Annotated in this window: 23 protein-coding genes; 3 read left to right on the top strand and 20 right to left on the bottom strand. The window is 65.9% G+C overall.

Annotation, left to right across the window (positions count from 1 at the left end; translation table 11 throughout):
* Together IQ16_RS07385 and IQ16_RS07380 are read right to left on the bottom strand one after the other, a co-directional pair.
* Entirely contained in the window at positions 1-1,566 is a 1,566-nt protein-coding gene (locus IQ16_RS07385) for an ABC transporter substrate-binding protein (RefSeq protein ID WP_430648211.1), read from the bottom strand.
* Positions 1,566-2,726, bottom strand: a complete 1,161-nt coding sequence (locus tag IQ16_RS07380) for a C45 family autoproteolytic acyltransferase/hydrolase (RefSeq protein WP_018647551.1) — start codon at positions 2,724-2,726, stop codon at positions 1,566-1,568. The genes IQ16_RS07385 and IQ16_RS07380 overlap by 1 nt, the downstream gene beginning before the upstream one ends.
* 100 nt (positions 2,727-2,826) lie before the next feature.
* Between IQ16_RS07380 and IQ16_RS07375 the strand changes: the two genes are divergently transcribed.
* Positions 2,827-3,741: a GntR family transcriptional regulator gene (locus tag IQ16_RS07375; protein WP_018647552.1), complete on the top strand. Its 915-nt coding sequence runs from the start codon at positions 2,827-2,829 to the stop codon at positions 3,739-3,741.
* A gap of 23 nt (positions 3,742-3,764) precedes the next feature.
* A complete protein-coding gene (aptA, locus tag IQ16_RS07370) occupies positions 3,765-5,105 on the top strand; it encodes an omega-aminotransferase AptA (RefSeq protein WP_244635563.1) in 1,341 nt (446 codons plus the stop codon).
* Positions 5,106-5,114: 9 nt separating this feature from the next.
* On the opposite strand, the gene IQ16_RS07365 is transcribed toward aptA, so the two are convergent.
* The 13 genes from IQ16_RS07365 to hydA form a co-directional block, all read right to left on the bottom strand.
* Positions 5,115-6,098 carry an ABC transporter ATP-binding protein gene (locus IQ16_RS07365; RefSeq protein ID WP_018647554.1) on the bottom strand — a complete coding sequence of 328 codons (984 nt, stop codon included), beginning with the start codon at positions 6,096-6,098 and terminating at the stop codon, positions 5,115-5,117.
* A complete protein-coding gene (locus tag IQ16_RS07360; protein WP_026312732.1) occupies positions 6,095-7,084 on the bottom strand; it encodes an ABC transporter ATP-binding protein in 990 nt (329 codons plus the stop codon). The genes IQ16_RS07365 and IQ16_RS07360 overlap by 4 nt, the downstream gene beginning before the upstream one ends.
* A 19-nt stretch (positions 7,085-7,103) precedes the next feature.
* Positions 7,104-8,027: an ABC transporter permease gene (locus tag IQ16_RS07355; protein ID WP_018647556.1), complete on the bottom strand. Its 924-nt coding sequence runs from the start codon at positions 8,025-8,027 to the stop codon at positions 7,104-7,106.
* Complete coding sequence (locus IQ16_RS07350) at positions 8,024-8,965, bottom strand: ABC transporter permease (protein ID WP_018647557.1); 942 nt, start codon at positions 8,963-8,965, stop codon at positions 8,024-8,026. The genes IQ16_RS07355 and IQ16_RS07350 overlap by 4 nt, the downstream gene beginning before the upstream one ends.
* Before the next feature lie 17 nt (positions 8,966-8,982).
* Positions 8,983-10,587: an ABC transporter substrate-binding protein gene (locus tag IQ16_RS07345; RefSeq protein ID WP_026312733.1), complete on the bottom strand. Its 1,605-nt coding sequence runs from the start codon at positions 10,585-10,587 to the stop codon at positions 8,983-8,985.
* A gap of 154 nt (positions 10,588-10,741) precedes the next feature.
* Positions 10,742-12,412 carry a nickel ABC transporter ATP-binding protein NikE gene (gene nikE, locus IQ16_RS07340; RefSeq protein WP_145831327.1) on the bottom strand — a complete coding sequence of 557 codons (1,671 nt, stop codon included), beginning with the start codon at positions 12,410-12,412 and terminating at the stop codon, positions 10,742-10,744.
* Positions 12,409-13,257, bottom strand: coding sequence for an ABC transporter permease (locus IQ16_RS07335; protein WP_018647560.1), 849 nt, complete (start codon positions 13,255-13,257; stop codon positions 12,409-12,411). Before IQ16_RS07335 ends, nikE begins: the two co-directional genes overlap by 4 nt.
* The gene (locus tag IQ16_RS07330) at positions 13,254-14,288 is read right to left on the bottom strand and encodes an ABC transporter permease (RefSeq protein WP_018647561.1); all 1,035 of its coding nucleotides are present in this window, start codon (positions 14,286-14,288) and stop codon (positions 13,254-13,256) included. The genes IQ16_RS07335 and IQ16_RS07330 overlap by 4 nt, the downstream gene beginning before the upstream one ends.
* Positions 14,289-14,316: 28 nt before the next feature.
* Positions 14,317-15,936 (bottom strand): ABC transporter substrate-binding protein, encoded by a 1,620-nt coding sequence (locus IQ16_RS07325; RefSeq protein WP_018647562.1) that lies wholly within the window; start codon positions 15,934-15,936, stop codon positions 14,317-14,319.
* A gap of 119 nt (positions 15,937-16,055) precedes the next feature.
* The gene (locus IQ16_RS07320) at positions 16,056-17,492 is read right to left on the bottom strand and encodes an NAD(P)-binding domain-containing protein (RefSeq protein ID WP_018647563.1); all 1,437 of its coding nucleotides are present in this window, start codon (positions 17,490-17,492) and stop codon (positions 16,056-16,058) included.
* Positions 17,489-18,238: an SDR family oxidoreductase gene (locus IQ16_RS07315; RefSeq protein ID WP_018647564.1), complete on the bottom strand. Its 750-nt coding sequence runs from the start codon at positions 18,236-18,238 to the stop codon at positions 17,489-17,491. The genes IQ16_RS07320 and IQ16_RS07315 overlap by 4 nt, the downstream gene beginning before the upstream one ends.
* A gap of 1 nt (position 18,239) precedes the next feature.
* Positions 18,240-19,214 (bottom strand): NAD-dependent epimerase/dehydratase family protein, encoded by a 975-nt coding sequence (locus IQ16_RS07310; protein ID WP_018647565.1) that lies wholly within the window; start codon positions 19,212-19,214, stop codon positions 18,240-18,242.
* A gap of 16 nt (positions 19,215-19,230) precedes the next feature.
* Positions 19,231-20,700: a dihydropyrimidinase gene (gene hydA / locus IQ16_RS07305; protein WP_018647566.1), complete on the bottom strand. Its 1,470-nt coding sequence runs from the start codon at positions 20,698-20,700 to the stop codon at positions 19,231-19,233.
* Positions 20,701-20,756: 56 nt separating this feature from the next.
* Here hydA and IQ16_RS07300 point away from each other — a divergent pair, with 56 nt between their 5' ends.
* A complete protein-coding gene (locus IQ16_RS07300; RefSeq protein WP_026312734.1) occupies positions 20,757-21,419 on the top strand; it encodes an aspartate/glutamate racemase family protein in 663 nt (220 codons plus the stop codon).
* Here the strand turns inward: IQ16_RS07300 and IQ16_RS07295 are convergent.
* Genes IQ16_RS07295 through IQ16_RS07280 form a run of 5 tightly spaced genes read right to left on the bottom strand, consistent with a single transcriptional unit; the run spans position 21,416 to position 26,127 of the window.
* Positions 21,416-22,075 carry a flavin reductase family protein gene (locus IQ16_RS07295; protein ID WP_208751627.1) on the bottom strand — a complete coding sequence of 220 codons (660 nt, stop codon included), beginning with the start codon at positions 22,073-22,075 and terminating at the stop codon, positions 21,416-21,418. The genes IQ16_RS07300 and IQ16_RS07295 overlap by 4 nt on opposite strands.
* A 5-nt stretch (positions 22,076-22,080) precedes the next feature.
* Positions 22,081-23,013 (bottom strand): N-carbamoyl-D-amino-acid hydrolase, encoded by a 933-nt coding sequence (locus tag IQ16_RS07290; RefSeq protein ID WP_018647569.1) that lies wholly within the window; start codon positions 23,011-23,013, stop codon positions 22,081-22,083.
* Entirely contained in the window at positions 23,013-23,156 is a 144-nt protein-coding gene (locus tag IQ16_RS45055; RefSeq protein WP_158646915.1) for a hypothetical protein, read from the bottom strand. The genes IQ16_RS07290 and IQ16_RS45055 overlap by 1 nt, the downstream gene beginning before the upstream one ends.
* Positions 23,153-24,835 (bottom strand): long-chain-fatty-acid--CoA ligase, encoded by a 1,683-nt coding sequence (locus IQ16_RS07285; protein ID WP_018647570.1) that lies wholly within the window; start codon positions 24,833-24,835, stop codon positions 23,153-23,155. The genes IQ16_RS45055 and IQ16_RS07285 overlap by 4 nt, the downstream gene beginning before the upstream one ends.
* Positions 24,832-26,127, bottom strand: a complete 1,296-nt coding sequence (locus IQ16_RS07280) for an aminotransferase class III-fold pyridoxal phosphate-dependent enzyme (protein ID WP_026312735.1) — start codon at positions 26,125-26,127, stop codon at positions 24,832-24,834. The genes IQ16_RS07285 and IQ16_RS07280 overlap by 4 nt, the downstream gene beginning before the upstream one ends.
* Positions 26,128-26,129 lie beyond the last annotated feature (2 nt).

Here is a 26,129-nt window from a genome sequence, read left to right as displayed (position 1 = left end):
CTACTCGACCATGACGCCCCAGAACCGCGGCTGCGGATAGAGCCAGCCGGCATAGCCCTTGATGCCCTTGCGCAGCGCCGTCAGCTCGGCACCGTTGAACAGCACGATCATCGGCACGTCGGCGATGAAGCGCTTGTGCATCTCGTCGAACAGCGCCTGCCGTTTGGCGGCGTCGTCGATCATCATGGACTGGCGCAGCATCTCCTGCGCCTCCGGATTATCCCAGACCTTGCGCGGTTGCGTCGCCTTCGGACCGGTCAGCATCTCGAAGCTCAAGGAGGGATCGAGCCGCGCCGAATAGGTAAAGGCCATCGACTGGTAGTCGCCGCGGTTGTAGCGGTCGAGCTGCGCGGCCCAGTCCATGACCTCGAGCTCGACGTTGATGCCGACGGTTTGCGCCATCGCCTGCACCAGCACGGAGGAATCGAACACGTAGCTGTAGCGCTTGTTGGTGATCATCTTGATCGGCTGGCCGCGATAGCCGGCTTCCAGCAGCAGCTTCTTGGCCTCCGCGATGTTCTGCGCGTAGCCGTGCGACTGCGCCTCGCTGTAGAAGGGGCCGCCGAGCGGCAGCGCGGAATTGTTGGGGCGCGCGGTGCCCATCATCACGGCATCGACGATCTGCGCGGTGTCGATCGACAGCGCAATGGCGCGGCGGATGCGCACGTCCTTCAGCAGCGGGTCTTTGGTCTGGAACAGGATGCCGGTGAGGCCGAGCGCGGGCGTGATGCTGAGCTGCACCTCGGGACGCGATTTGAGCTCCTCGAGATCGGGGATCGACAGGCTCATGATGACGTCGAGCGAGCCGCTGAGCAGTCCCGCCTTCGCCGCAGAACTGTCCGGGATCACGTTGAAACGAACGCGATCGACCTTGACGTCCTTGGCGCCGGTGTAACCGGTGCGCGGCTCGCTGCGCGAGACGTAGCCGTCGAACCGCACGACATCGACATATTGTCCCCGCTTCCACTCGGCGAGCTTGAACGGGCCGGTGCCAACAGGGGCGATCCATTTGCCGTCAGGACCGACGGAGTCGCGGTGAATGATGGCGGTCTGGCCGCAATCGGGACGCGCCAGGGTCGGCAGGAACAGGGCCGTCGGCTGATCGAGCGTGATGGCAACGGTCTGCGGATCGGGCGCCTCGATCTTCTCGATCCGCGCGATGCCGGTGGCGCTGAACTCGGACAGGCAACGCCATTGCGTTGCCGGGTCGAGCCAGCGCTTCAGCGACCAGACCACGTCGTCCGCCGTCATGATCGCACCATTATGGAACTTGATGTCCTGGCGCAGGCGGAACGTATAGGTCTTGCCTTCGTTCGAAACGGTCCAGCTCTCGGCCAGCATCGGGCCGATCGAGGTGTCGTCACGGAAGGCGACAAGGCCCTCCACCACATGCGCGATCACGCCGTCGGTGTTGGCGTCGCGATTGGTGCCGGGATCGGTGGAACGGATGTCGGCATTGAGCCGCGTCCGCAGCAATGTTTCGGCGCCGGCCCTCCCCAGCATGGCCCACAGGGCGAGCGCGGCCAAACCGACCGCCCATGCCGGCGATGGCCGACGCCGCCGCATCACGCGGCCCCCGCGGCGGCAGACCGCTCGTACGCGGCCCGCCCGATTTCGTCGATCTCGAGCTGGTAAGTGGTGAACTCGCGATTGAGCGCCGGCAGCGGCGCCGCCTGCATCATTCCGCTCGCCGGCTCCATCAGGATCATCGCCACGGTGGCGCTGAGGTTGTTGCTGAGATTGCGGCGCGGCGGGCGGCACACCGACCAGGGATAGGCGAACTCGTCGAACAGGGCGTTCTTGACGGTGTCGAAGGTGATGCTGCCGATGTGCGGCTGCAGCAGATCGCGGACGCGAATGTCGCGGTAGAGACTATCGGGCGTATCCTGGATGCCGGCGTCCTTGAGCTTGCCGAGCGCAACCGGGCTCACGAAGTGATTGGCGTGCACCAGCAGGCCGTTCTGCGGATGCACCTGAAAGGTCTCATCCGGCGCACATTCGAAATCAATCGCCACGCCCTCGCGATGGCTGACGATCATGTTGTTGGCCGCGGACTTCCTGGTGCAATAGACGGCACGCATCGCCAGCGCGAGATGCTCCTGTTCCAGCACCTTGCGGCGGATCAGCGCCAAGGGCACGCCGACCTGGCGATAGTCACGGTCACTTTGGAGATAGTTCGCGGTGATCGCGATGCCGACCGCGTTGAAGCCACAGCGACCGAGGGCGCCGGCCTCGGTGAAGGTCATGAGATCAGGACCGTCATCGCGCCGGACCTTCAGCACCACTGCCGTCTCGGCGCATTCGCGCTTCCAGTCCCAGTTCTGGGAGTGGATCAGGCGGCCGCTCGCGGCCGCCTGCGGCATCACGACGACGCCGGTGCAGCCGTCAGGCTCGTCGGGCGTCTTCAGGCGCGCGCGGATCTTTGGATTGGCAAGCTTGAGGATCTCTGTGCGGGCGTTGAGCAGCACGACATCCTCGAACGGAACGTCGGCGCCCTCCGCAATGCCGCGCATCTCTTCGATATAGGTCGGATCGAAGCCCTCGATAACAGGCAGATAGTCCCGCACCAGTTCGGATACGCCCTTCGCATCGAGCGAGAGCTCCTTCAGCTGCGCGAAGTAGTGCGTCGTCCCCTTCTTGATGCGGCCCGCCGCCTTCTGCCCGTACTGACGGCCACGCTCGCGCGGCGGGCCGGAGATTTCGATCAGGGGAAAGGGCTCGACCATGGGACGCCAAATTCCTTCTTGAAGTTCCTTTTGCTTTCTCATGAAGCCTAATGTATTTTGTGATGACATGAAACAAAAATCTTCGACTGCGAAATCTGCCGTGGAAAAAGCATCGCCAAGCCGGCTGCAGCGGGAACTGTCGGCCGGGATCATGGACCTGATCCGGAGCGAAGGGCTCGCGCCCGGCACGCGCCTTGCCGAAGTCGCGCTCGCCGAGCGCCTCCAGGTCTCGCGCACGCCGGTGCGCGCTGCGCTGAAGCTCTTGGCGCGGCGCAAGCTCGTGCATGCCGGTGCCAGCCGCGGCTATTTCGTCGCGGAGGCCGCCCCCGCCACGCATAAGGTACCGCCAAAGCCCAGCCCCGACGAGACCGACCGGCTGTTCCTCGCGATCGCGCGCGACCGCCGCGCCGGCCGGCTGCCGGAGGACGTTTCCGAGCGCGACCTGATGCAGCGCTACGATGCGACACGGCCGATCGTGCAGCGCGTGCTCAGCAAGCTTGCCGAGGTCGCCGCGGTCCAGCGCAAGCCGGGTCATGGCTGGCGCTTCCAGCCGACGCTCGCCGATACGCAGGCGCGCGACGAGAGCTATCGCTATCGCCTGCTGATCGAGCCGGCCGGCCTGCTCGAACCGGGCTTCAGGCTCGATCCGGCCTGGGCGGCCGAGATGCGCCGCCGTCATCAGGAGATGCTGGCGATGCCGTGGAGCGACACCGCCAGCATCGCGCTCTACGAGATGAACGCGGCCTTCCACGAAGGCCTCGCCGCCGCATCGGGCAACCGTTATCTGCTGGTCGCGGTTCAACAGCAGAACCGGCTGCGGCGCTTCGGCAACTACGACTGGACCTTCGGCCACGAGCGCGTGATCGTGAACTGCCGCGAGCATCTCGCCATCCTCGACCAGCTCGAAGCCGGCCAGAACGAGGCCGCCGCCGCGCTGCTGCGCCGGCATCTCGAAGGCGCAGCAAAGCTCAAGCGCGGCCCGGCCAATTCCAACGCGCCATCCAAAGCCTCCTGACCTTTGCAAGAGTTGTCATGACCATGAATGCCTTCGCTTCCTCCAACAGCCCCCTCACCCGCGAGGCCATGGAGCCGTTCTGGCTGCCGATGACGCCGAACCGGCAGTTCAAGTCGAAACCGCGCATCTTCGTCGGCGCCGAGGGCATGCACTACATCACCGATGACGACAGGCGCATTCTCGACGGCATGGCGGGGTTGTGGTGCGTGAACGCGGGACATGCGCAAAGGCGCATCGTCGAGGCGATCCAGGCGCAGGCGGCGAAGCTCGACTTCGTCTCCTCGTTCCAGATGAGCCATCCGGCCGCCTTCGAGCTCGCCCGCCGCATCACCGAGATTGCGCCCGCCGGACTCGACCACGTCTTCTTCACCAATTCCGGCTCGGAATCGGTTGACACCGCGCTGAAGATCGCGCGCGGCTATCACCGCGTCCGCGGTGACGCCAGCCGCATCCGCTTCATCTCACGCGCCAAGGCCTATCACGGCATGGGCTGGGGCGGCCTGTCGGTCAGCGGCATCGTCCGCCACCGCAGGGACTTTGGTCCGCTGCTGCCGGAGGTCGACCATCTGCCGCACACGCATGATCCGGAGCATGCAGCGTTCTCGCGCGGACAGCCGCAATGGGGCGCGCATCTCGCCGACGAGCTTTCAAAACTGCTGCAGGTGCACGATCCCTCGACGATTGCCGCCGTCATCGTCGAGCCCGTGACCGGTTCCGGAGGCGTGCTGCCGCCGCCGGTCGGCTATCTCGAACGGCTGCGCCAGATCTGCGACCAGCACGGCATCCTCCTGATCTTCGATGAGGTCATCACCGGCTTCGGTCGCCTCGGCGCGGCGTTCGGCGCCAACGCCTTCGGCGTGACACCCGATCTCATCACCTGTGCCAAGGGCATGACCAATGCGGCTGTGCCGATGGGCGGCGTCATCGTCAGCGGCAAGGTTTATGACGCGCTGATGCAGGGGTCGGACAACGCGATCGAGTTGTTCCACGGCTACACCTATTCGGCGCATCCGCTGGCCTGCGCGGCGGGTCTTGCCGCGCTCGACGTGTATCAGGATCTCGGCCTGTTCGAGCGGGCGCGCCGCCTCGCGCCGGTGTGGGAAAACCACGCGCATGGCTTGCGCGAGCTCCCCCATGTCGTCGACATCCGCAACATCGGGCTCCTGGCCGCGATCGACCTGAAGCCGCGCGAGGGCGCGCCGGGCGCGCGCGGCAGCGAATGCGCCAATCGCTGCTACGAGGACGGCATCCTGATCCGCGGCAGCGGCGACACGCTGCTGATCTCGCCGCCGCTGATCATCACCGAGGAACAGATCGGCGACATTTTTGCGGCCATCCGCCGTGCCTTGACCGCGATCGGCTGACGCCGGGCCTCAACTCACCGGCAATGCATCGAGGTGGCACGCCACCCACTGCTCGTCTCCGACAGCGCGGAGCGTCGGCTCCTCGGTGCGGCAGCGGTCGAACACGAACGGGCAGCGGGTGTGGAAGCGGCATCCCTTCGGCGGATTGATCGGGCTCGGCACGTCGCCGCCGAGGATGATCGGATTGCGCTGGGCACCGGGCTCGGGCAGCGGCACCGCCGAGAGCAGCGCCTTGGTGTAGGGATGCCTCGGCGCGGCAAAGATCTCGCGGCGCGGCGCCACCTCGACGATCTTGCCGAGATACATCACCGCGACGCGGTGGGTCATGTGCTCGACGATGGCGAGGTCATGGCTGATGAACAGCAGCGCCAGGCCGAACTTCTGCTGCAGGTCCTGCAGCAGATTGACGACCTGGGCCTTGACCGAGACGTCGAGCGCCGAGACCGCCTCGTCGCACACGATCAGCTCGGGCTCGGCCGCGAGCGCCCGCGCGATGCCGATGCGCTGGCGCTGGCCGCCTGAGAATTCATGCGGCCGGCGGTTCAAGGCCTCGCGCGGCAGGCGTACGGTGTCCATCAGCTCCGTGACGCGAACCTCGAGATCTTCCTTCGACTTGGCGAGGCCGAAATTGCGGATCGGCTCGGCGAGGATGTCGCGCACGCGCATGCGCGGGTTGAGGCTCGAGAACGGATCCTGGAACACGACCTGCACGCGCCGGCGCATCTGGCGCATCGTGCTCGGATGCGCGTCGTCGATACGCTGGCCGTCGAGAATGACCTGGCCCGAGGTGATGTCGAACAGGCGCAGGATGGCGCGGCCGACCGTCGACTTGCCGCAGCCGGACTCGCCGACCAGCGACAAGGTCTCGCCGCGCGCGATCTCGAACGACACGCCGTCGACGGCATAGACGAATTCGGTTTGCCGTCCGAAGAGGCCCTTGTTGATCGGAAAATGCTTCTTGAGGTCGTTGACCTGGAGCAGCGGAGGACTCATGCCGCGATCGCTCCCTTGGCAGCATAGTGACAGGCCGCGATGTGGCGCGGGCCCTTCTCTTCCAGCCCCGGCGCGTATTGGCGGCAGAGATCGGTCGCGAGCGCGCAGCGCCCGGCAAAGACGCAGCCGGTGATCGGCTTGCGCAGATCCGGCACCTGCCCGGGAATCTCGGCGAGCCGCGTCGCGGTGCCGGCGAGCGAGGAGCCGAGCTTGGGCACCGCGCCCAGAAGACCTTGCGTATAGGGATGGCGCGGCGAACGGAACAGCTCGGCGACCGGCGCCTCCTCGACCTTGCGGCCGGCATACATCACCATGACGCGCTCGGCGATCTCGGCGACGACACCGAGATCGTGGGTGATCAGAATGATGGCGGCGCCGACCCGGCGCTTGAGATCGAGCATCAGCTTGAGGATCTGCGCCTGGATGGTCACGTCGAGCGCCGTGGTCGGCTCGTCCGCGATCAGGAGTTTTGGATTGCAGGCGAGCGCCACCGCGATCATGACACGCTGGCGCATGCCGCCGGAGAGCTGGTGCGGATATTCGCGCACGCGCCGCTTCGGCTCGGGAATGCCGACCAGCGTCAGCATCTCGATCGCGTGCGCCTCGGCGGCCTGCTTGTCGAGGCCCTGATGGATCATCAGGGTCTCGCGGATCTGGCGGCCGACGGTCAGCACCGGATTGAGGCTGGTCATCGGCTCCTGGAAGATCATCGAGATGTCGTTGCCGCGGATGGCGCGCATCTCGCGGTCGGACAGCTTCAGGAGATCCTTGCCTGCAAAGCGGATGCTGCCTGCGATCCGACCCGGCGGCTCCGGGACCAGCCGCATCAGCGACATCGATGTCACCGACTTGCCGCAGCCGGATTCGCCGACGATGGCGAGCGTCTCGCCCTCGTTGACGTGGAAGGACACGCCGTCCACCGCGCGGTTGATGCCGCCGGGGGTGCGGAAATGGGTCTGGAGGTTCTCGACTTCGAGCAGCGCCATCGTGATCAGCCCCGCACTATCACAGGCTCTTGGCCATGCGCGGATCGAGCGCATCGCGAAGGCCGTCGCCGAGCAGGTTCACGGCGAGCACGGTGACGGACAGGAACGCCGCCGGGAAGAATACGATGTAGGGCTTGACCTGCCACAGCGCGCGGCCTTCGGCCATGATGTTACCCCAGGACGGAATGGTGGGCGGCGTGCCCGCGCCGATGAAGGACAGGATCGCCTCGGTGATCATGGCGCTGGCGCAGATATAGGTCGCCTGCACCAGCATCGGCGCAACCGTGTTGGGCAGGATGTGGCGCAGGATGATCATCGGCGTGCGCGTGCCGCAGGCCACCGCCGCGTCGACATAGGGCTGCTCGCGCAGCGACAGCACGACGCTGCGCACGAGGCGCGAGACGCGCGGGATCTCGGCGATGGTGATCGCCAGGATGACGTTGCCGACGCTGCCGCGCGTCAAGGCCATCAGCGCGATGGCGAGCAGGATCGGCGGGATCGACATCAGGCCGTCCATGAAGCGCATCAGGATGCCGTCGGCCCAGCGGATGAAACCCGAGATCATGCCGATCGCAAGTCCCGCTGCGGATGCGAAGATCGCGACCGACAGGCCGACCGTGAGCGAGACCCGCGCGCCAAAGAGCACGCGCGAATAGATGTCGCGGCCGAGCACGTCGGTGCCGAACCAGAAATCGGCCGACGGCGCCCGCGTCCGCTTGGCGGGCGCAAGGGCGGTCGGATCGACGGTGCCGAGATAGGGCGCGAAGATCGCGATCAGCACGAGGGTCAGCAGCAGCGCGCCGCCGATCGCGACCGTCGGATGGCCGCGCAGCATTCCGATGAAGCCGCGCCGGATCTTGACCGGCCGGAGGATCTCCGGCAGTTGCGGCGCAAGGACGAGGCCGGCCGGAAGCGATTGCGGGTTGACGGTGATGTCGGTCAATAGCGGATCCTCGGGTCAACGAGCGTATAGGTGACGTCGATCATCAGATTGACGAGGACGTAGACGAAGCTGAACAGCAGCACGATGCCCTGGATGACCGGATAGTCGCGGCGCAGGATCGCATCGATCGTGAGCCGGCCGAGGCCGGGAATCGCGAACACGCTTTCGGTGACGACCGCGCCGCCGATCAGCAGCGCAATGCCGATCCCGATCACGGTCACGATCGGCACCGCAGCGTTCTTCAGCGCATGAATGAACAGGATGCCGCCCTGCCCGAGGCCCTTGGCCTTGGCGGTGCGGATATAGTCCTGCTGCAGAACTTCGAGCATGGCGGCGCGGGTGATGCGCGCGACCAGCGCGATGTAGACGCAGCCGAGCGCGATCGCCGGCAGGATCAGGTTCTCCAGCCACGGCCAGAGGCCTTGTGTGAGCGGCGTATAGCCCTGCACCGGAAGCCATTCGAGCTCGAGCGCGAAGACGTAGGCGAGCATGTAGCCGACCACGAAGACGGGCAGTGAGAAGCCGAACACGGCAAAGCCCATGATGACGCGGTCGATCAGGCTGCCGGCCTTCCAGGCCGCCACCACGCCGAGCGGCACCGCCACCACGATCGTGAGCAGCAGCGTGACGATCATCAGCGACAGCGTCGGTCCGAGACGCTGCCCGATCATCGCCGAGACCGGCAGGTTGGTGAAGATCGAGGTGCCGAGATCGCCATGCAGGATGCGCCAGACCCAGCTTCCGAACTGGACCAGGAAGGGCCGGTCCAGCCCCAGGCTCTGGCGGATGCGCTCCACATCCTCCGGGCTTGCCTGATCGCCCGCAATCACCACGGCCGGATCACCCGGCGCAATGTAAAGCAGGCTGAACACGAACAGCGCGACGATTGCCATGACCGGCAAGGTCGCGACGATGCGACGGAGGATGTAAGAGAGCATCTGGCCTCAACGCACGATCATGCAGACTTCGACACGCCCCAGAACAAGGGCAACGGTCCCTTGGTCACGCCGGAGACGTTCTTGCGCCACGCGGTGTAGCTCAGGAAGAAGCCGGTCGGAGCGTAGACGACGTCATCGATCGCCGCCTTGTTGAGACGGCCGATGGCGGCCTTCTCCTCGTCGAGGTTCTTGGCCTCGAACCACGACGCGACCTCCTTTTCGGTGCCTGCGCTGGTCGGCCAGCCGAACCAGGCCTTGTCGCCATTGGCGCGAATGGCGGTGTAGGGAGCCGGATTGACGCAATCCGCGCCCGCGTGCCAGGTGTGGAACATGTTCCAGCCGCCCTGTCCGGGCGGTGTCTTCTGCGCGCGGCGGGAGCCGACCGTGCCCCAATCGGTCGCGACGAAGTCGACATTCATGCCGAGCTTCTTGAGGAGGTCGGCGGTCACGTCGCCCATCGCCTTGGTGATCGGCTGGTCCTGCGCGACGAGACACGTCACCGGCTGGCCGGAATAGCCGCTCTCGGCGAGCAGCTTCTTGGCGGCGTCCAGATCGCGCTTGCCCTTCAGAATCTCGCCACCCACTTCGGTGTAGAGCGGCGTATCCGGCGTGAAGTAGCCGGGCAGCGGCTTCCACAGCGAATTGTCGTCGCCGACGATCGCGCGCATGTAGTCTTCCTGGCTGAGAGCCATCAGCACCGCACGCCGCGCCTTGACGTCGTTGAAGGGCGGATAGAGGAAGTTCATGCGGAACGAGCCGACATTGCCGAGGGGATCGCCGATATCGACGCTGATGTTCTTGTTCTTCTTCAGAACAGGAACGAGATCCGCGATCGGATTCTCCCACCAGTCGATCTCGCCGTTCTGCAGCGCGGCCGCCGCTGTGGCCGGATCCGGCATGATCACCCACTCGACGCGGTCGACCATCACCTGCTTGCCGCCGGCGAGCCACGACGGCTTCTCCTGCCGCGGTGAATAGTCCGCGAATTTCTCGAACACGGCCTTGGCGCCGGGGACCCACTCGCTCTTGGCGAACTTCAGCGGACCGGAGCCGACATATTCGGAAATCTGCTTGAACGGATCGGTCTGCGCGATGCGCTCGGGCATGATGAAGGCGCATGGCGAATTGTTCTTGCCCAGCGCGTAGAGCATTTTCGGGAAAGGCTGCTTCAGCACCCATTTGAAGGTGCGGTCGTCAACGGCCGTCAACTCCTGCTGGAGCGCCTTGATCATCAGGCCCATCGGATCGCGCGCCGACCAGCGGGTGAGGCTTGCGACGACGTCCTTGCTCAGCACCGGCGCGCCGTCGTGGAATTTGAGGCCCGGGCGCAGCTTGAACGTCCAGGTCGTGCCGTCGTCCGTCACTTCCTCGGATTCGACCATCTGCCGCTGCGGCTGGAACGAGGAGTCGATGCCGTAGAGCGTGTCCCAGACCATCGCGGCCGCGTTGCGCACGACGTACTGCGTGCCCCAGATCGGGTCGAAATTGGCGAGATTGGCCTGCGGCACGAATCGCAGGGTGCGGGCCGCCGCGCCCTGGGCGATCGCCGGGGCCGAAAGGCCACCCGTCAATGCCAGTCCGCCCGCGCCAGCCAGTCCCTTCAATACCGTCCTGCGATCCATGAAGTCCTCCCAGTAATGCCGCGATGCCAGCTGTTCATTGGCCAAGGGCAAGTGAAACCGAGCCCATTTGCAAGCAAATGGTATGCCAGTAAATGGGCCCCCGCCAGCGGGATCTCATCGACTTTTTGGCTGGCCCACGTTGACTTGCAAGGCCTTAAAGAGCAGCCGCCAGTGCCGCGCCGGTCTCGATATGCGGGATCGCCTCGACCAGCTTGCGGGTGTAGTCGGTCTTCGGATTATCGAATAGCGCCCGGCTCTCCCCCTGCTCCACGATGCCACCATTGCGCAGCACGATGGTGCGGTCGCACAGCATGCGCACCACGTTGAGATCGTGGCTGACGAACAGCAGCGCGATGTCATTCTCGCGCCTGAGGCGATCGAGCAGTTGCAGCACAACCGCCTGCACCGAGACGTCGAGCGCAGCGGTCGGCTCGTCCAGCACGAGCAGCCGCGGCCGGCAGGCGATGGCGCGGGCAATGCCGACGCGCGCCTTCTGGCCGCCGGAGAGCTGGTGCGGAAAACGCGGCAGCAGATCGAGCGGCAACCCGACCCGTTCGGCGCATTCTTCCACCCGCTTGCGCAACGCATCGCCAACGCACATGCCGTCGAGCCGCATCAGGGGATGGGCGATGCAGTCGAAGGCCGTGTAGCGCGGGTTGAGGCTCTCGTTCGGGTCCTGAAAGACCATCTGGATGTCTTTACGAAAGCGCGAGCGATGGAAATCGCGCGAGGCGACATGACCGATCGACTGCCCGTCGAACACGATGTCGCCTTCGCTCGGATCGATCAGGCGGCAGATCATGCGCGACGTCGTGCTCTTGCCGGAGCCGGACTCGCCGACGAGCCCGACACTCTCGCCGCCGGCCATCGTCATCGAGAAGTCGGCAACCGCAGCAGAGCCCTGGTCGAAACGTTTTGCGAGCTTGCGCACTTCCAGCAGCGGCGGCGTCCCGTGTGCGGGCTCCTGCCGGGGCTTGCTGACGACAGTCGCGTAACGCTCCCGCTCCTCCTCCGTCACGAGATCCTCGATCCGGGAGGTGGCAGTCGGCGATGCCGCGACGAGGCGCCTCGTATAGGCATGCTGCGGTGTGCTGAAGAGCGTCCTGGGGCTCGCCTCCTCGACGATGCGGCCGCGCTCCATCACCGCGATGCGGCGGCAATAGCGTGCGGCGAGCCCGAGGTCGTGCGTGATCAGGATCGTCGCCATGCCGCGCGCGGCGGCAATGTCCGCAAGCAGATCCATCACCACCTTCTGGGTCGTGACGTCGAGGCCGGTGGTCGGCTCGTCCGCAATCAGGAGCGCGGGATTGCAGGAGATCGCGATCGCGATCATAACGCGCTGGCACATGCCGCCGGAGAGCTCGTGCGGATAGGCATTCATCCGCGCCTCGGGATCGCGGATCTGAACCGCGCGCAGCAGGTCCAGCGCCTCGGCGCGCGCGGCGTCCTTGGAGATCCGCTTGTGGGTGAGGATCGCATCCGCGATCTGCAGACCGATCGCGCGAATGGGGTTCAGCGCCGCGCGCGGATTCTGGAAGATCATCGACATCGCGGCGCCCTGGAGGTGACGGAGGTCATCGCCCCGGAGCTTCGTCACGTCCTGCCCGCGAAACAGGATTCTTCCGCCGGTCACGCGCCCGGCGGCATCGAGCAGCCGGGTCGTCGCAAAGCCGGTCACCGACTTGCCCGAGCCGCTCTCGCCGACGAGGCCGAGCATCTCGCCCTTCCCGACCGAGAGCGTCACGCCGCGCACAGCCTCGACCATGCCACGCCGCGTCGAGAACGAGACTTGCAGGTCCTCGATCCTGAGCAGCTCTTCGCTCATGTGCGCATGCGCGGATCGAGAATATCCCGCATCCCGTCCCCGAGGAGATTGAAGCACAGCACGGCCATCATCAAGGCGAGGCCTGGAAAGGCCACCAGCCACCACCGCCCGGTCGAGATGAAGCGCGCGCCTTCCGCGACCATGATGCCCCATTCCGGCGTCGGCGGCTTGACGCCGAGGCCGATGAAGGACAGGCCCGCGGCATTGAGAATGGCCCAGCCGAGATTGAGCGAGATCTGCACCGCCATCGCCGGCAGGATGTTCGGCAGCAGGAAACGCAGCACCACCGAAAAATGGCTCTCGCCGCAGGCGCGCGCGGCCTCGACCCAGCCGACATTGCGCCGGACGTTCACCTCGGCGCGCGCGAAGCGGATGTAGAAGGGCAGATTGATGATCGCGGTCGCGATCACGATGTTCTCGATCCGGTTACCGAGCGCCGCGACCATCGCCATCGCCAGCACGAACAACGGAAAGGCCATCATCACGTCGACGAAGCGGCCGACCGCCCGATCGAGCTTGCCACCGGCATAGCCGCAGAACGAACCGACCACGGCGCCGATCACGAAGGAGATGCCGACCGCGGACACCGCAATGGTAAGATCGAGTCGTGCCGCAATAATGAGGCGGCTGAACACGTCGCGCCCGAGCTGGTCAGTGCCGGCGAGATGCGCCGCACTCGGCGGCTGCAGCGCCTCCGACACGTTGGAGACCACGGGATCATAAGGCACGATCCAGGGCCCGAAGATCGCGACGAGGACGAACAGCGTCACCCCGGCCGCGGCCACCGCCGTGAGCGGATTACCGCGCAGGATCCAGACCGAGTGGCGGAGGGTTGCGCTGGTCATTCGATCGACACCCTGGGATCGGCGATGCCATAGCAGATATCGACCACGAGATTGACCAGCACGAACAGGCTCGCCATCAGCAGCACGAAGCCCTGCACCGGCGCGTAGTCGGACGACAGCAGCGCATCGAGCGCGTAGGAAGCAACGCCCGGCCAGGAGAACACCTTCTCCACCAGCACATTGGCGCCCAGCATGGTCGAGAACACGATGCCGGCGATGGTGATGACGGGCAGGATCGCGTTCCGGAGCGCATAGGTGACGACCACCTTGCGCCAGGACAATCCGACCGAGCGCGCGGTGCGCACGAAATCGCTGCCCAGCGACACCAGCATCGAGGCGCGCGTGATCCGCGCCAGCGGCGCGATCACGAACAGCGCCATGCTCACCGCCGGAAGGATCAACTGCTTGCAGGCTGCCCACCAGCCCTCGAAGTCGCCGGCAAGCAGGAAATCGATGGAGAGAAAGCCGGTGCGCTGCGGCGGCAGCGAGGTGAAGACGTCGATCCGCCCCGTGGGATCAGGCGCGAGTCCAAGCAGATAGTAGAAGACATAGATCAAGAGCAGGCCGGAGACGAAGGTCGGCACGCAGACGCCGAGCGCGCAGAACAGCCGCACGCCGTGATCGACGACCGACCCTGGCCGCAGCGCCGCGATGACGCCGAGCGGCACCGCCGCGATCAGCGCGATCAGCAGCGCGGTGAAGGTGAGCTCGAGCGAGGCCGGCAGCCGCTCGCGCAGATCCTTCAGCACCGGCTGCCCGGTCATCATGGAGCGGCCGAGATTGCCGTGGCCGATGTCGGAGAGATAGAACACGAGCTGCTCCGGCACCGATTTGTCGAGCCCCATCTGCTTGCGGATCAGCTCGATCTCCTCCTTGCCCGCATTGGGCCCCGAGGCGAAGAACACCGCGGGGTCGCCGGGCAGAACGCGCATCAGCAGAAAGGTGAACACCAGCACGCCAAACAGCGCCGGCAGCGACGACAGCAGCCGCCTGCCCGCCCGCACCATCGTTGCGCCAAGACCGGTCGTCACCTTCCAGAGCCTCCCTCGTTTCCCGATATCACTTGCGGCTGACGTCGCGATAGTCGACCTGGCGATGGAACTCGTAGGTGTAGCCTTCGATCGACGGCGCCATGACGGCGTCCTGGTTCGGCTGCCACAGCATGACCTGCGGCATCAGATCAAAGTGCATCGCGTTGAGCTTGCGGCCCGCCTCCTCATACTTGGCTTTATCAGGCTCGAAGCGGGCTTCCTGCGCGATCGCGGCAAGGTCCGGGTTGTTGATCGAAGAGTAGTTCCAGCGCTGATTGCCGGTGTAGAAGTTGCGGTAGAAATAATCGGTCGACGGCAGCCAGGCGACGATGCCTTCGGTGTAGAACGGCAGCTTCTTCTCGTTGATCTGCGTCGACATCTGCGCGTCCGGCAGCTTCTGGATGTCGACCTTGATCCCGATCTTGCCGAGCGATTCCTTCACGAGAGCCGCCATCGGCTCGGCGGTCGAGGCCTGGCCGACATTGAAGCTGAAGGTGGTCGAGAAGCCCTCGGGCAGGCCGGCGGCCTTCAGATATTCCCTGGCCTTGTCGAGGTCGAGCTTCACCGGCTGCTGGAACGGGTAGATGCCGTTCGCCGGCTTGCCGTCCGCCCAGCTCGCGCCGAACAGCGGTGAGCCGCGGCCGAACAGAGCGGCCTTGAACATGTCATCATAGGGCAGCGCAAAGGCGATAGCGCGGCGGACATTGACGTTGTCGAAGGGCGGGATCTGGTTGTTCATCGAGACGAAGGTGATCGCATTGTATTGCGGCGTCGAGATCACCTTGAGCTTGCCCTTGCCCTCCAGCGACTGCACGTCGCTGGCCTGGAGATCGAGCACGAGATCGGCATCGCCGCGCTCGACGAGGTTGGCGCGGGTCGCGGGCTCCGGCACCGACTGCACGATCACGCGCTTGAAGAAGGCCGGCTTGTTGGCGGAGCCGCGATTCCACGCCTCGTCGCGCTTGAGGATGACCTGCTCGCCGGGCTTGAAGGTCTCCACCACATAGGCGCCGCTGCCGGCGGTGTGCTCCTTCAGCCAGGCGGTGGCCCAGGGATCGTCGGTGGTCGCGTGCTCTTTCGCCACTTTCGAGTTGATGATCATCGGGTAGACGGTGGCAAGATTGGGCAGCGCAAGCTTGTCAGGTTTTGGCAGCGTCACCTCGATCGTGAGCGGATCGATCACCTTGAACTGATCGGCCGACGTCAACGATCCCGTCAGCAATTGCGCCTTGCCGAGGATCGGCGCGGTGACGCAGCGATCGAGCGACCATTTGACGTCCTCGGCGGTGACGGGCGAGCCGTCCTGGAATTTTGCGTCCTTGCGCAGACGGAAGGTGAGCTTCAAGCCGTCCGGGCTGACATCGTAGGATTCGGCGAGCTCGCCCGTGATCGTGTCGAGATCGAACACCCATTTGCCGTTGAGCTGCTTGCGGCCGAACGCGACCAGGCGGTCATAGGTGCTCATGCTCAATGCGAAGGACTCGCGGGTCGAGCCGGGGATGTTGGGATCGAGCGTGTTGACGGATGCGCCGGTCACATAGCGCAATGTCTCCGCCCTGGTTTGCGCCTGCGACGGCGCGGTGGCGATGAGCAACAGCGCAGCGGTAGCGAGCACTGAGGTCGCCGGCCTGAAAGACACAAAACGCATTGGTTTTTCCCTGAATTTCGAACAAGAACGCCAGCAAGGCAGGTTAAGAAAGAAGCAAGTTGCGCGCCAGTCTCATGAGGCGTTTTTGGGTACGCATCGTCGCGGCGGCGCATGGATGATCACAGCGATTCCTCCGTCTTTCGCGCCGGCCGCGCGACCACGGCCTGCGGCACGTCATAGGCGCCGAGCGAGGCCCAATGACGCGCGATATCGGCCCGGAACAGGCCGCGCGTCAGGCCGTGGACCAGCTTCGGAACGGCGGTCGTCATCGCATTGATCGATGATCCCGACGGACCAAAGCTCATGGTGGAGGCGATGGCGAAGAGATGGATGTCGGAGATCCAGGGCGTCTTGCCCGGCACGCGCTCGGTGAAGGCATAGTCGTCGGCAAGATAAGGAAAGCGGCCGAGCCGTTCGTTGCGCTCGTTTTCCGGCGGCTGGTAACGGTCCGCCCAGGTCGCGATGTTGCCGGCGAAATTGGAGAGCTCGCCGCGGCCGGCGAAGTCCATGTCGATACCGGTGCCGCAGATGACGAAATCCGCCGTGATCGTGCCGCGCGGCGTCTGCAATGCGACGCCCCTACCGGTCTCGCGCGCGGCTTCGACCGGCGCACTCTCGTGCAATGTGAAATTGGCGTGACGCGCGCAGCGATCGTAGGTCGGTTGCGGAAAGCCCTCGCGCATTTCGAGGATTTTTCGCATGAAGCGCCAGCGCCAGGCATCATCGAGGTCGCTGAGATGACGCAGGAAGCCGCGAAACGTCAGCCAGCGGTACGGCTGGATCACCTGGATCTGCGCGCGGCGGCACAGCAGGTGCACCTCGGCGGCCCCCGCCTCCAGCGCGGTCGCCGCATTGTCGAAGGCAGATGCGCCGGCGCCGATCACGGCGACGCGTTTGCCGCGAAGGCTTTCGAAATCGATGTCGTCGGCGACGGTCGCGATCAAGCTCGCCGGCAGATGCGCCAGCTGCTCCGGGATCATCCAGTCGCCCATGCCCTCCTGCCCCGTCGCCAGCACGATTTTCCGCGCATGGAGCATCTCGAACGCACCCGCACGTTTCACGCGCGCGGCGAGCAGGCCATCGGCCGCCGGCGTAATCTCAACAAGCTCGCAGCCATTGCGCACCGGCAATCCAACTGTGCGCCGCAGCCAGAGCAGGTACTCGGCCCAATGCTCGCGCTCGATCAGGCCGAGCTGTTGCCAGCTCTCCTGTCCGAAGCGGGCTTCGTGCCAGGACTGGTAGGTCAGGCTGGGGATATCGAGGTCCGGGCCGGTGTAGTCCTTCGGGCTGCGCAGCGTCGGCATGCGGGCATAGGTGAGCCACGGGCCCTCCTTCCCCTCCTCGGCCTTGTCGAGCAGCAGGATGTTGCCGACGCGGGAGCGCATCAGGCCGAAGCCGATGGCGATGCCGGACTGGCCCGCGCCGATGATGAGCACGTCCAGCGCGGGCTTGCCGTCGGGGCCCGTTTTCGCTTCGAGCCACGCGGCGCCGGGATGCGCGATCATCGCAAGATCGGCGCGGACGTCCGCTTCGAGGTCTGTCAGCGCCTCACTCATGCCGCGAGCCAGCCTCCATCGACCACCATCACGGTGCCGGTCGTGAAGGACGACGCATCGCTGGCCAGATGCAGCGCGGTCTGCGCGATCTCTTCCGCCGCGCCGAACCGCTTCATGGCGTGGCGGTTGCGGGAGGCTTCGCGCACCTCGTCCGGATTGGCGTGGCGGGCAAAGCTGCGGCGAAGCATCGGCGTGTCGATCGCGCCCGGCGCAATCGCGTTGACGCGAATGCCGTCGGTGGCGAAATCCACCGCCATCGTCCGCGTCAGGCTGACGATCGCGCCCTTGGCGGCGATATAGGCGCTGTTGCCCTTGCCGCCGGCCATCGCGAGCTGCGACGCCAGCGTGATGATCGAGCCGCTGTTCTGCCGCTGCATGTGCGGCACGGCGGCCCGTGCCCACAGCCAGGTGCCGCCGACATTGGCGCGGAACACCGCGTCCCAGTCCTCCACGCTCGTGGTCAGCACCGTGCCGCCGCAGGAGAAGCCGGCCGCGGTCATGAGGATATCAAGTCGGCCGTATTGTGCGATGACCTCGCCGACGACGGTCTCGGCGAAGGCGACATCACCGACGTCGCCGACATGCGTCGTTGCCTCGCTCACGAGGCTCAGCGTGTCCTGAAGCCCCGCGGCATCGCGATCGACCAGAGCGAGGCGCGCGCCCTCAGCCGCGAACAGCTTTGCACTGGCCCGGCCGATGCCCGAGCCCGCTCCGGTGATGATGGCCGTTCGCCCCTGCAGCCGCATGTCAGATCCCTTCCTTGTGCTGCATCCACCAGGCGCTCATCGCGGCGGCCGACTCCGCGCAGCCGAACCGGGCACGCCAGCCGAACTCGTCGGCCATCCGCGCGACGGACATCGGCGCACGGTCGCCGCCGTGGAGCTTGATGACAGTCTTCTCTCCGGGAGACGCGAGCCGGCACTCCAGCCCGGGATGCAGGGCCGCAAACGCCTCGCCCCATTGCAGCGCCGACCAGGCCACACCGCTGGAGATGTTGTAGAGCCGATGGCGCGGCCGCTCGGCCTCGATCAGCACCGCCACCGCTTCGGCGGCGTCGGGCGCGTAGGTCCAATCCTTGATGCCCGGCGCAGGGAGAAGAGCCGGCTCGCCGCGGGCGAACGCTGCAAGGATCTGGAACTGGAGGCTGGGCGTATCGCGCACCGAGCCGGGCCGCTCCCACGGACCGAAAACGGCACTTAAGCGGACGCTCAGGAAATCACCGCCAAAAAGCTCGGCGAGCCGTGCCACCGATCGTTCCGAGGTGAACTTGCTGATGGCGTAGAACGAGACGGGATCGCAGGGCGTGTCCTCGTCCAGGACCTCGAACCGCGCGCCCGATGCGCCGTAAGCCGATGCCGAGGAGAGATTGACGACGCGGCGAACACCATGGCGGATCGCGGCTTGCAGGATCGGGATCTGCGCCATCACGTTGATCTCGAGAACGCGCGCGGGCGATGCCCGTTCGAGGTCATCGCCGGCGGTGACCGCGGCGCCGAGCACGATCGCATCGCAGCCCTTCGCGATAAGGGCGTCGATGGTGTCTGCGTCGGTGATATCGCCTTGCACGGCTTTCAGCCGTGCGCCGTAGTTAGCAAGAGATCGCTGCGCGGGTGGCGGCAGCGGGGAACGATCATGCAGCGTCACCTCGTGGCCGCGCGCGAGCAGCACCTCGGCGAGATTGAGGCCGACAAAGCCGGTGCCGCCGAAGATGACGATCTTCATCGCGCGCGATCCACCATCACAGCAGTTTTGCCCCGAAATTCCGCTCCGGATCCATGTCGGCCACGAGCCGGCCGGTGGGCTTTGCCGCCTCGCCGCCGCTGCGCGCCAGGAATTTACCGCTGCCGGCGCTGGCGAGACACTTGTTGCCGTCGACGATGACGCGGCCGCGCGAGAGCACCGACACCGGCCAGCCCTTCAGCTTGCGGCCCGCGAACGGCGTGTAGCCGGCGAGATCGTGCATCATCTCGTCGGCGATCACGGTCTCGCGGTTGGGATCCCAGATCGCGATATCCGCGTCGGCCCCGACCGCGATCGAGCCCTTGCGCGGATGCAGATTGTAGATTTTTGCGGGCGCCGTCGCGGTCAGCTCGACGAATTTTTCGAGGCCCAAGCGCCCCTTCGACACCATCGCGTCGAACAGCAGCGGCAGCCGCAGCTCCAGCCCCGGCAGGCCGTTGGCGACCTGCTTGAAGTTCGGGTTCGGGCCGGCGCGCAGCTTGCCGGTCTCGTCATAGCGATACGGGGCGTGATCCGACGAGATGGTCTGGAGATCGCCGAGCGACAGCGCCTGCCACAGCGCCTCCTGGTCGGCATGCGTGCGCGGCGGCGGGCTGCACATCCACTTGGCGCCTTCGGGGCCGGGCTTGTCGAGATCATTGGCAGTCAGGAACAGATACTGCGGGCAGGTCTCCGCAAACACCTTCAACCCCTGCCCGCGGGAGTCGCGGATCACCTTGGCGCCTTCGGCGGTCGAGACATGGAAGATCATGATGGGCTGGTCGATCAGCGCCGCCATGCCGATCAGCCGCGTGAAGGCTTCCGCCTCCGAGACACGGGCGTGGCTGACGGCATGGTATTTCGGCATCGTGTAGCCGCGCGCAAGCAGGCGCTTCACCATCCAGGCGATGATGCCGTGGTTCTCGGCATGGGCGCACAGCATCGCGCCGGACTGGCGCGCGGCCAGAAGAATGTCGAGCAAGGGCTCGTCGTCGACCTTGAGCCGGTCATAGGTCATGAAGATCTTGATCGAGGCGTGGCCCTGCTTCACCAGCGCCGGGATGTGCTCCTCGACCGTCTCCTTGGTCGCGTCAGCAATGATCATGTGAAAGGCGTAGTCGATCACCGCGCCCTTCTTGGCGAGCGCGTGGTAGTCTTCCACCACCTGCGGCAGCTTCATGCCGACATGCTGGGCGGCGAACGGGATCACCGTGGTGGTGCCGCCGAACGCGGCGGAGACCGTCGCGCTCTCGAAAGTATCGGCGTTCATGATGCCGGCAGCCGACAGCTGCTCGATATGGGCGTGGCTGTCGACGCCGCCGGGCAGCACCAGCTTGCCGCGCGCGTCGATCTCGCGCTTTGCCGCCGGAAGGCCCATACCGATGGCCGCGATGGTCTCGCCTGTTATGGCGACGTCGGCCTCGAAGACGTCGGTGGTGGTGGCGACGCGGCCACCGCGGATGATCAGGTCGTAAGCGGGTTCAGTCATGAGGCACTCCGTGATAGGCTCAAGGCACGTACTCGTAATTTCGCAGGAAGAGCATGATGTCCCGGCCGCGCATTCTCGTCATCAACCCGAACTCCAACCAAAAAGTCACGCAAGGGCTGGAGGATGCGTTGAAGCCGCTCGGTTTCGCGGGCGGGCCGGAGATCATCTGCCAGTCGCTCGCCGAAGGTCCGTTCGGCATCGAAAGCCAGGCCGACGTCGACAGCGTTGCGATGCCGCTGCGAAAGCTGGTCGAAAGCGACAACAGTTTTGCCGCCTTCGTCATCGCCTGCTACAGCGATCCCGGGCTGCAGGTCTGCCGTGAAGGCACCGACCGGCCGGTGTTCGGCATTGCCGAGTGCGGCGTGCTGACGGCGCTGGCCCGCGCAGAAACGTTTGGCGTCATCGCGATTGCCCAGCGCTCGATCCCGCGTCACATGCGCTATCTCAGGCAGATGGGACTGACCGATCGCCTCGCCGGCGAGCGGCCGCTGAACATGAGCGTCGCCGAAACCGCCTCGGGCGAAGGCACGCTCGCCAAAATGATCGAGATCGGCCGCGCGTTGCGCGACGAGGACGGCGCCCGCGCTATCGTGATGGGCTGCGCCGGCATGGCGCGCCACCGCCGCCCGCTGGAGGACGCGCTGCGCATTCCCGTGATCGACCCGACACAGGCGGCCGTCACCATGGCGCTGGGTACGGTGCAGTTCTCGGCTCACTAGGCGTCCTTCAGCTCTTTGGTTTCCTGACGCGCGAGCCATTGCGCATGGCTCTCGCGCGTCAAAGCGAACGTATCCCGCTGCGTGGTGTAGAGATTGCCGAACATGCGGCCGATCGGCTTGTAAGCGTCGAGATCGACGTACATGTTGGCGGCGTCGACGAGGCCCTCGCGGGCATGCACCCTGAGCACTTCGCCGATCAGGAGCTCGCGGTCCGGCGAGAAGTTCAGCACGACATGGCGCCGGCATTCCAGTGCGAAGGGCGCAGCGGCGAGGCGCGGCACTTTCACGTCGACCGAGGGAAGCGTCGCCAGGCCCGTCGCGGCGACCTCGCTGTCCCCGGAGGGGAAATCGACAGCGCAGTCGTTCATCGCCACCGACAGCGCCTCGTCCACCATGTGCACCACGAACTCGCCGTCGCGATGGATGTTGCGGGTGGTGTCCTTCGGCGAGTGATCCGGCTTGTGCTGAAGCCCGAGCACGATCAGCGCGGGGGTTTCGGAGAACACGTTGAAGAAGCTGAACGGCGCGGCATTGACCGCGCCGTTCTCGTCCAGCGTCGTCACCAGCGCGATCGGCCGCGGCACCACCACGCCGCAGAGCAGCTTGTAGCGATCGCGCGGATCCAGTTCACGCAGTGATATGCCTTTGTCCGCCATCGGCGTCACTTCTCCGGCGGCGGCACCGCGCCGGTCTGGCTGGTGATCAGGCCGTAATGCTCGATGCGGCGATGCCGGGCGAAATCGAAAATCGTGGTCTTGCCGAAGGTCGTGGCATCGAGGTCGCAGGCGTGAACCAGAACCTCGTCGTCATCAGTCTTGGCTTCCGCGACGATTTCCCCATTGGGATCGACGATCAGGCTGCCGCCGAACAGCGGATGGCCGTCCTCATTGCCGGCCTTGGCGACCGCAACCACCCAGGTCGCGTTCTGATAGGCGCCCGCCTGCACCGAGAGGCGGTTGTGAAACAGGCGCTTCTCGACGCCCTCCTCGCTCTTCTCGGCATTCACGGACGGCGTGTTATAGCCGATCAGAACCATCTCGACGCCCTGCAGGCCCATGACGCGATAGGTCTCGGGCCAGCGACGATCGTTGCAGATCGCCATGCCGATGATGCCGCCGAGCTCGCGCCAGACCTTGAAGCCGAGATCGCCCGGCTCGAAATAACGCTTCTCCAAGTGCTGGTGCGAACGCTTGGTGTCATATTCGACATGGCCCGGCAGATGGACCTTGCGGTATTTGCCGACGATCTTGCCGGATTTATCCGTGAGGATCGCGGTGTTGAAGTGGTGGCCGTCCGGCGTCAGCTCGGCATAGCCGAAATTCATCGCCATCCCGTGCTGCGCCGCGCGCTCGAACAGCGGCCTGGTCGCCGCGTTCGGCATCTCGCGCTCGAACCAGATGTCGAACTCGGCGCGGTCCTCGACGTACCAGCGCGGGAAGAACGTCGTCAGCGCCAGCTCGGGATAGACGATCAGATCGGCGCCCTTGCTTTTGGCCTCGTCCATCAGCGCGATCATGCGCTTGACCACGGCCTCGCGGCTGTCGGCTTTCTGGATCGGGCCCATCTGGGCGGCGGCGACATTGACGATGCGCATCAGCGAGTTCCTGATTTCTTGAGTTTCTTAGCTAGTTTCTTGGCAAATTTCTTGGCGAGGCTGGCGATCGCAGCTTCAGGGGCGTGTCGGCGCACGCAGCATATCGCAGCCTCGCGCCGTTTTTCCAGCCTAGCAGTTTTCATGCCGTCCGCCCCCATTCGGCGTCCTGCAAGAGCCGCCAGTTGATCTTGTTGCTCGCGGTGCGCGGCAAGGCGTCGACGAAGACCACGGCGCGCGGCGCCTTGTAGCTCGCCATCGCGCCGCGCGCCCAGCCGACGATATCGTCCGCCGAAATCGTCGCGCGCGCGGCGTCATCGAGCACCACCAGCGCCTTGACGGTCTCGCCGCGATAATCATCCGGCGCTGAAATGATGCAGCATTCTCGGATCGCCCGGTTCTGGTACATCGCCGCCTCAACCTCGGCCGGCCACACCTTGAAGCCGCTGACATTGATCATCCGCTTCAGGCGGTCGACGGCAAAGAAATAGCCTTCGGCATCGCGATAACCGAGATCGCCCGTGCGCAGGAACCGCTTGCCGTCGCGTTCGATGAAGGCTTCGGCATCCGCTTGCGACCTGTTCCAGTAACCCTGCAGCACCTGCGGCCCATGCACGACGATCTCGCCGACGACATTGTCGTCAAGCTCGATCAGGCTCTCAGGATCGACCACCCGCGCATCGGTCTCCTGCACGGCGATGCCGAGACACCGACGCTTCGGCGCCGCCATCGGGTTGATGTGGGTCGGCGACATCGTCTCGGTCATGCCGTAGCCCTCGACGAAATCGAGGCCGAAGCGCCCCTTGAGCCGCTCAGCGACCGCGCTCGGCATCGCCGCACCGCCGCCGGTCAGCACCTTAAGCTTGGCAAAGCATTGGTCGCGGAAGCTGGCGCTTGCGAGCACGTCTACGATCATGGTCGGCGCCGCGTTCCAGAACGTCACGCCATAGGTCTCGAACAGATCGGGCAGCAGGTCTTTGTCCCAGCGCGCCATCAGCAGCAGCGTTGCGCCGCTGACGGTGGCGGCATTCATCGAGCCCTGCATGCCCGCGACATGGAACAGCGGCATAAAGCCGGTCATCACGTCGCTGCCGTCGAGCCCGTACCAGCGCGCCTGCAACACGGCGGTGAACAGCGCGCTGCGATGGGTGTGCATGCAGGCCTTGGGCTTCCCCGTGGTCCCGGACGTATAGGGCAGGATCATGAGATCGTCCGGCCCAGCCTCCATCGCACCCGGCTGCAAGCCTTGCGCGATTGCGGGCGACCAGGAATGCCAGCCCGGCGACGACGGCACCTCCGACGGCGCTTCGGTCACGCAGGATGGCAGCGCATAGGGCGTCGCGCTAGGCACCTCGTCGCGATACTGAGCGACGACCGCATGCGCGATGGCATCGCCGACCAGCGGCGCAAACACATCGCTGAGCTCGCTGCCGACGATCGCGACCCTGGCGCCGCTGTCGGCGGCGAGATACGCGATCTCGGCGGTCTTGTTCATGGGATTAACGGGCACGATCACGGCGTCCGCCCGCATCACCGCATAGTAGGCGATGACATATTGCGGCGAGTTCTGCAGCGCGATCATCACGCGGTCGCCGCGCTTGATGCCGCAGACGCCCTGCAGGAAGCCGGCCATCGCATCGACCCGGTCGCGCAGCTCGGCGTAGCCCAGGCTCGCGCCGTAAAACACCGTGGCCGGATGCGGCGGCCGATCATTCGCGGCCCGCACCAGCGCGTCGTACAGCGTCCCCTCCGGCATCGCCAGATGCCAGGGCTCATCCGCCGGCCAGGCCGGCGAACGACGAGGTGCTGCGTGGTCCGCGGTCACCCGTGCTCCTTGTCGGCGATATCGAGGCCGTGGTCGAGGGCATCCAACAACAGCGTGGCTTCGCGCTCGGAGATCACGAGCGGCGGCGCCAGGAACAGCGAAGTCTGCTCGCCGCTGGTCCCGATCACCGCTCCGGCCTCCAGCGCCCGTTCAGCCACACGCGAGGCGATCGGCACCTCGGTCGTGTCGGCATGCCAGGTGCGCCAATCCGGACCGTGCAGTTCCACCGTCCAGTGCAGCCCCTGCCCCGCCACGCGCTGCACGCTCGGATGCTTCCGCGCGATCGCAAGCAGACGGCGGGTGAACAGCTTCTCCAGATTCTGCACGTGCTCCAGAATCTTCTCGTCAGTGACGACCTTCAGGTAGGCGCTGACGGCGGCCATGCTGATGGGATGACCGCGCAGCGTGCCGTAGTTCTGCCAGCTCGTGCCCCTGAGCCGCTCGACGATCTCTCTGGACACCACGACCGCTGCCACCGCCGCCGCGCCACCGCCGAGCGACTTGCCGAGAGTCACGATGTCGGGCCGGCTCTGCGCGCCCTGGAAGGCGAACCACCGGCCCGCACGGCCTGCGCCGGTGACGACCTCGTCGGCGATCCAGTACGAGCCGGCCTGCCGCGCGCAGCGTGCGACCTCGTCCTGATAGGCGCCGTCGTAATAGATGCCGCCTTGCGTGTAGTCGATGATGGTCGCCGCCGTGTCCGAGAGCAGGCGCGTGGCGTCCGCAAGATATTCGCTGGGCGGCGTATTGGTGACCGGTCCGCCATAGATCGCGCCATCCGGCGCCGGCAGGATCCGAACCGGCGCCATCGGTGCCGGCAGCTTCGAGCCGCCGGAGTGGACCGCGAGACCGCCGTGCCATTGCGGCTGCACCGTCATGCTGCGCGACAGCCCGGTGATGCCGTGATAGGCGCGCTCGCGCGTCGCCAGCGCGGAACGCTGCGTCAGCGCCTGGCAGAGCGACAGCGCCATGTCGTTGGCCTCGCTGCCGCTGATGCAGAAGCGCACCGCGCCGACCCAATCCTCTTCGCCTTTGAACGCCGTGGCCATCAGGTCGTCGGCGGCCTGCTCGCGGCCGACCCAGGTCCAGCCCTCGTTGACGACAGGCGTATCGGCCGCACGGCGGATCGCCTCGACCATCGCGGGGTGACGATGCCCGAGGCCGCCGCCGGTGTTGCTGCCGTCGATCAGCTTGCGGCCATCAGACAGGTGAAAGTAGACGCCCTCGCCGCCGACCACGGCCATCGGCGCGGCCTCGCCCGCATTCAGTCCGGTTCGCAACAATCTGCTCATCG

Origin of the sequence: Bradyrhizobium huanghuaihaiense, assembly GCF_007830635.1 — a bacterium.
Lineage (GTDB): Bacteria > Pseudomonadota > Alphaproteobacteria > Rhizobiales > Xanthobacteraceae > Bradyrhizobium > Bradyrhizobium huanghuaihaiense.
The sequence above is the reverse complement of the archived record's forward strand: the minus strand, read 5'-3'. Positions and strand labels throughout refer to the sequence as shown.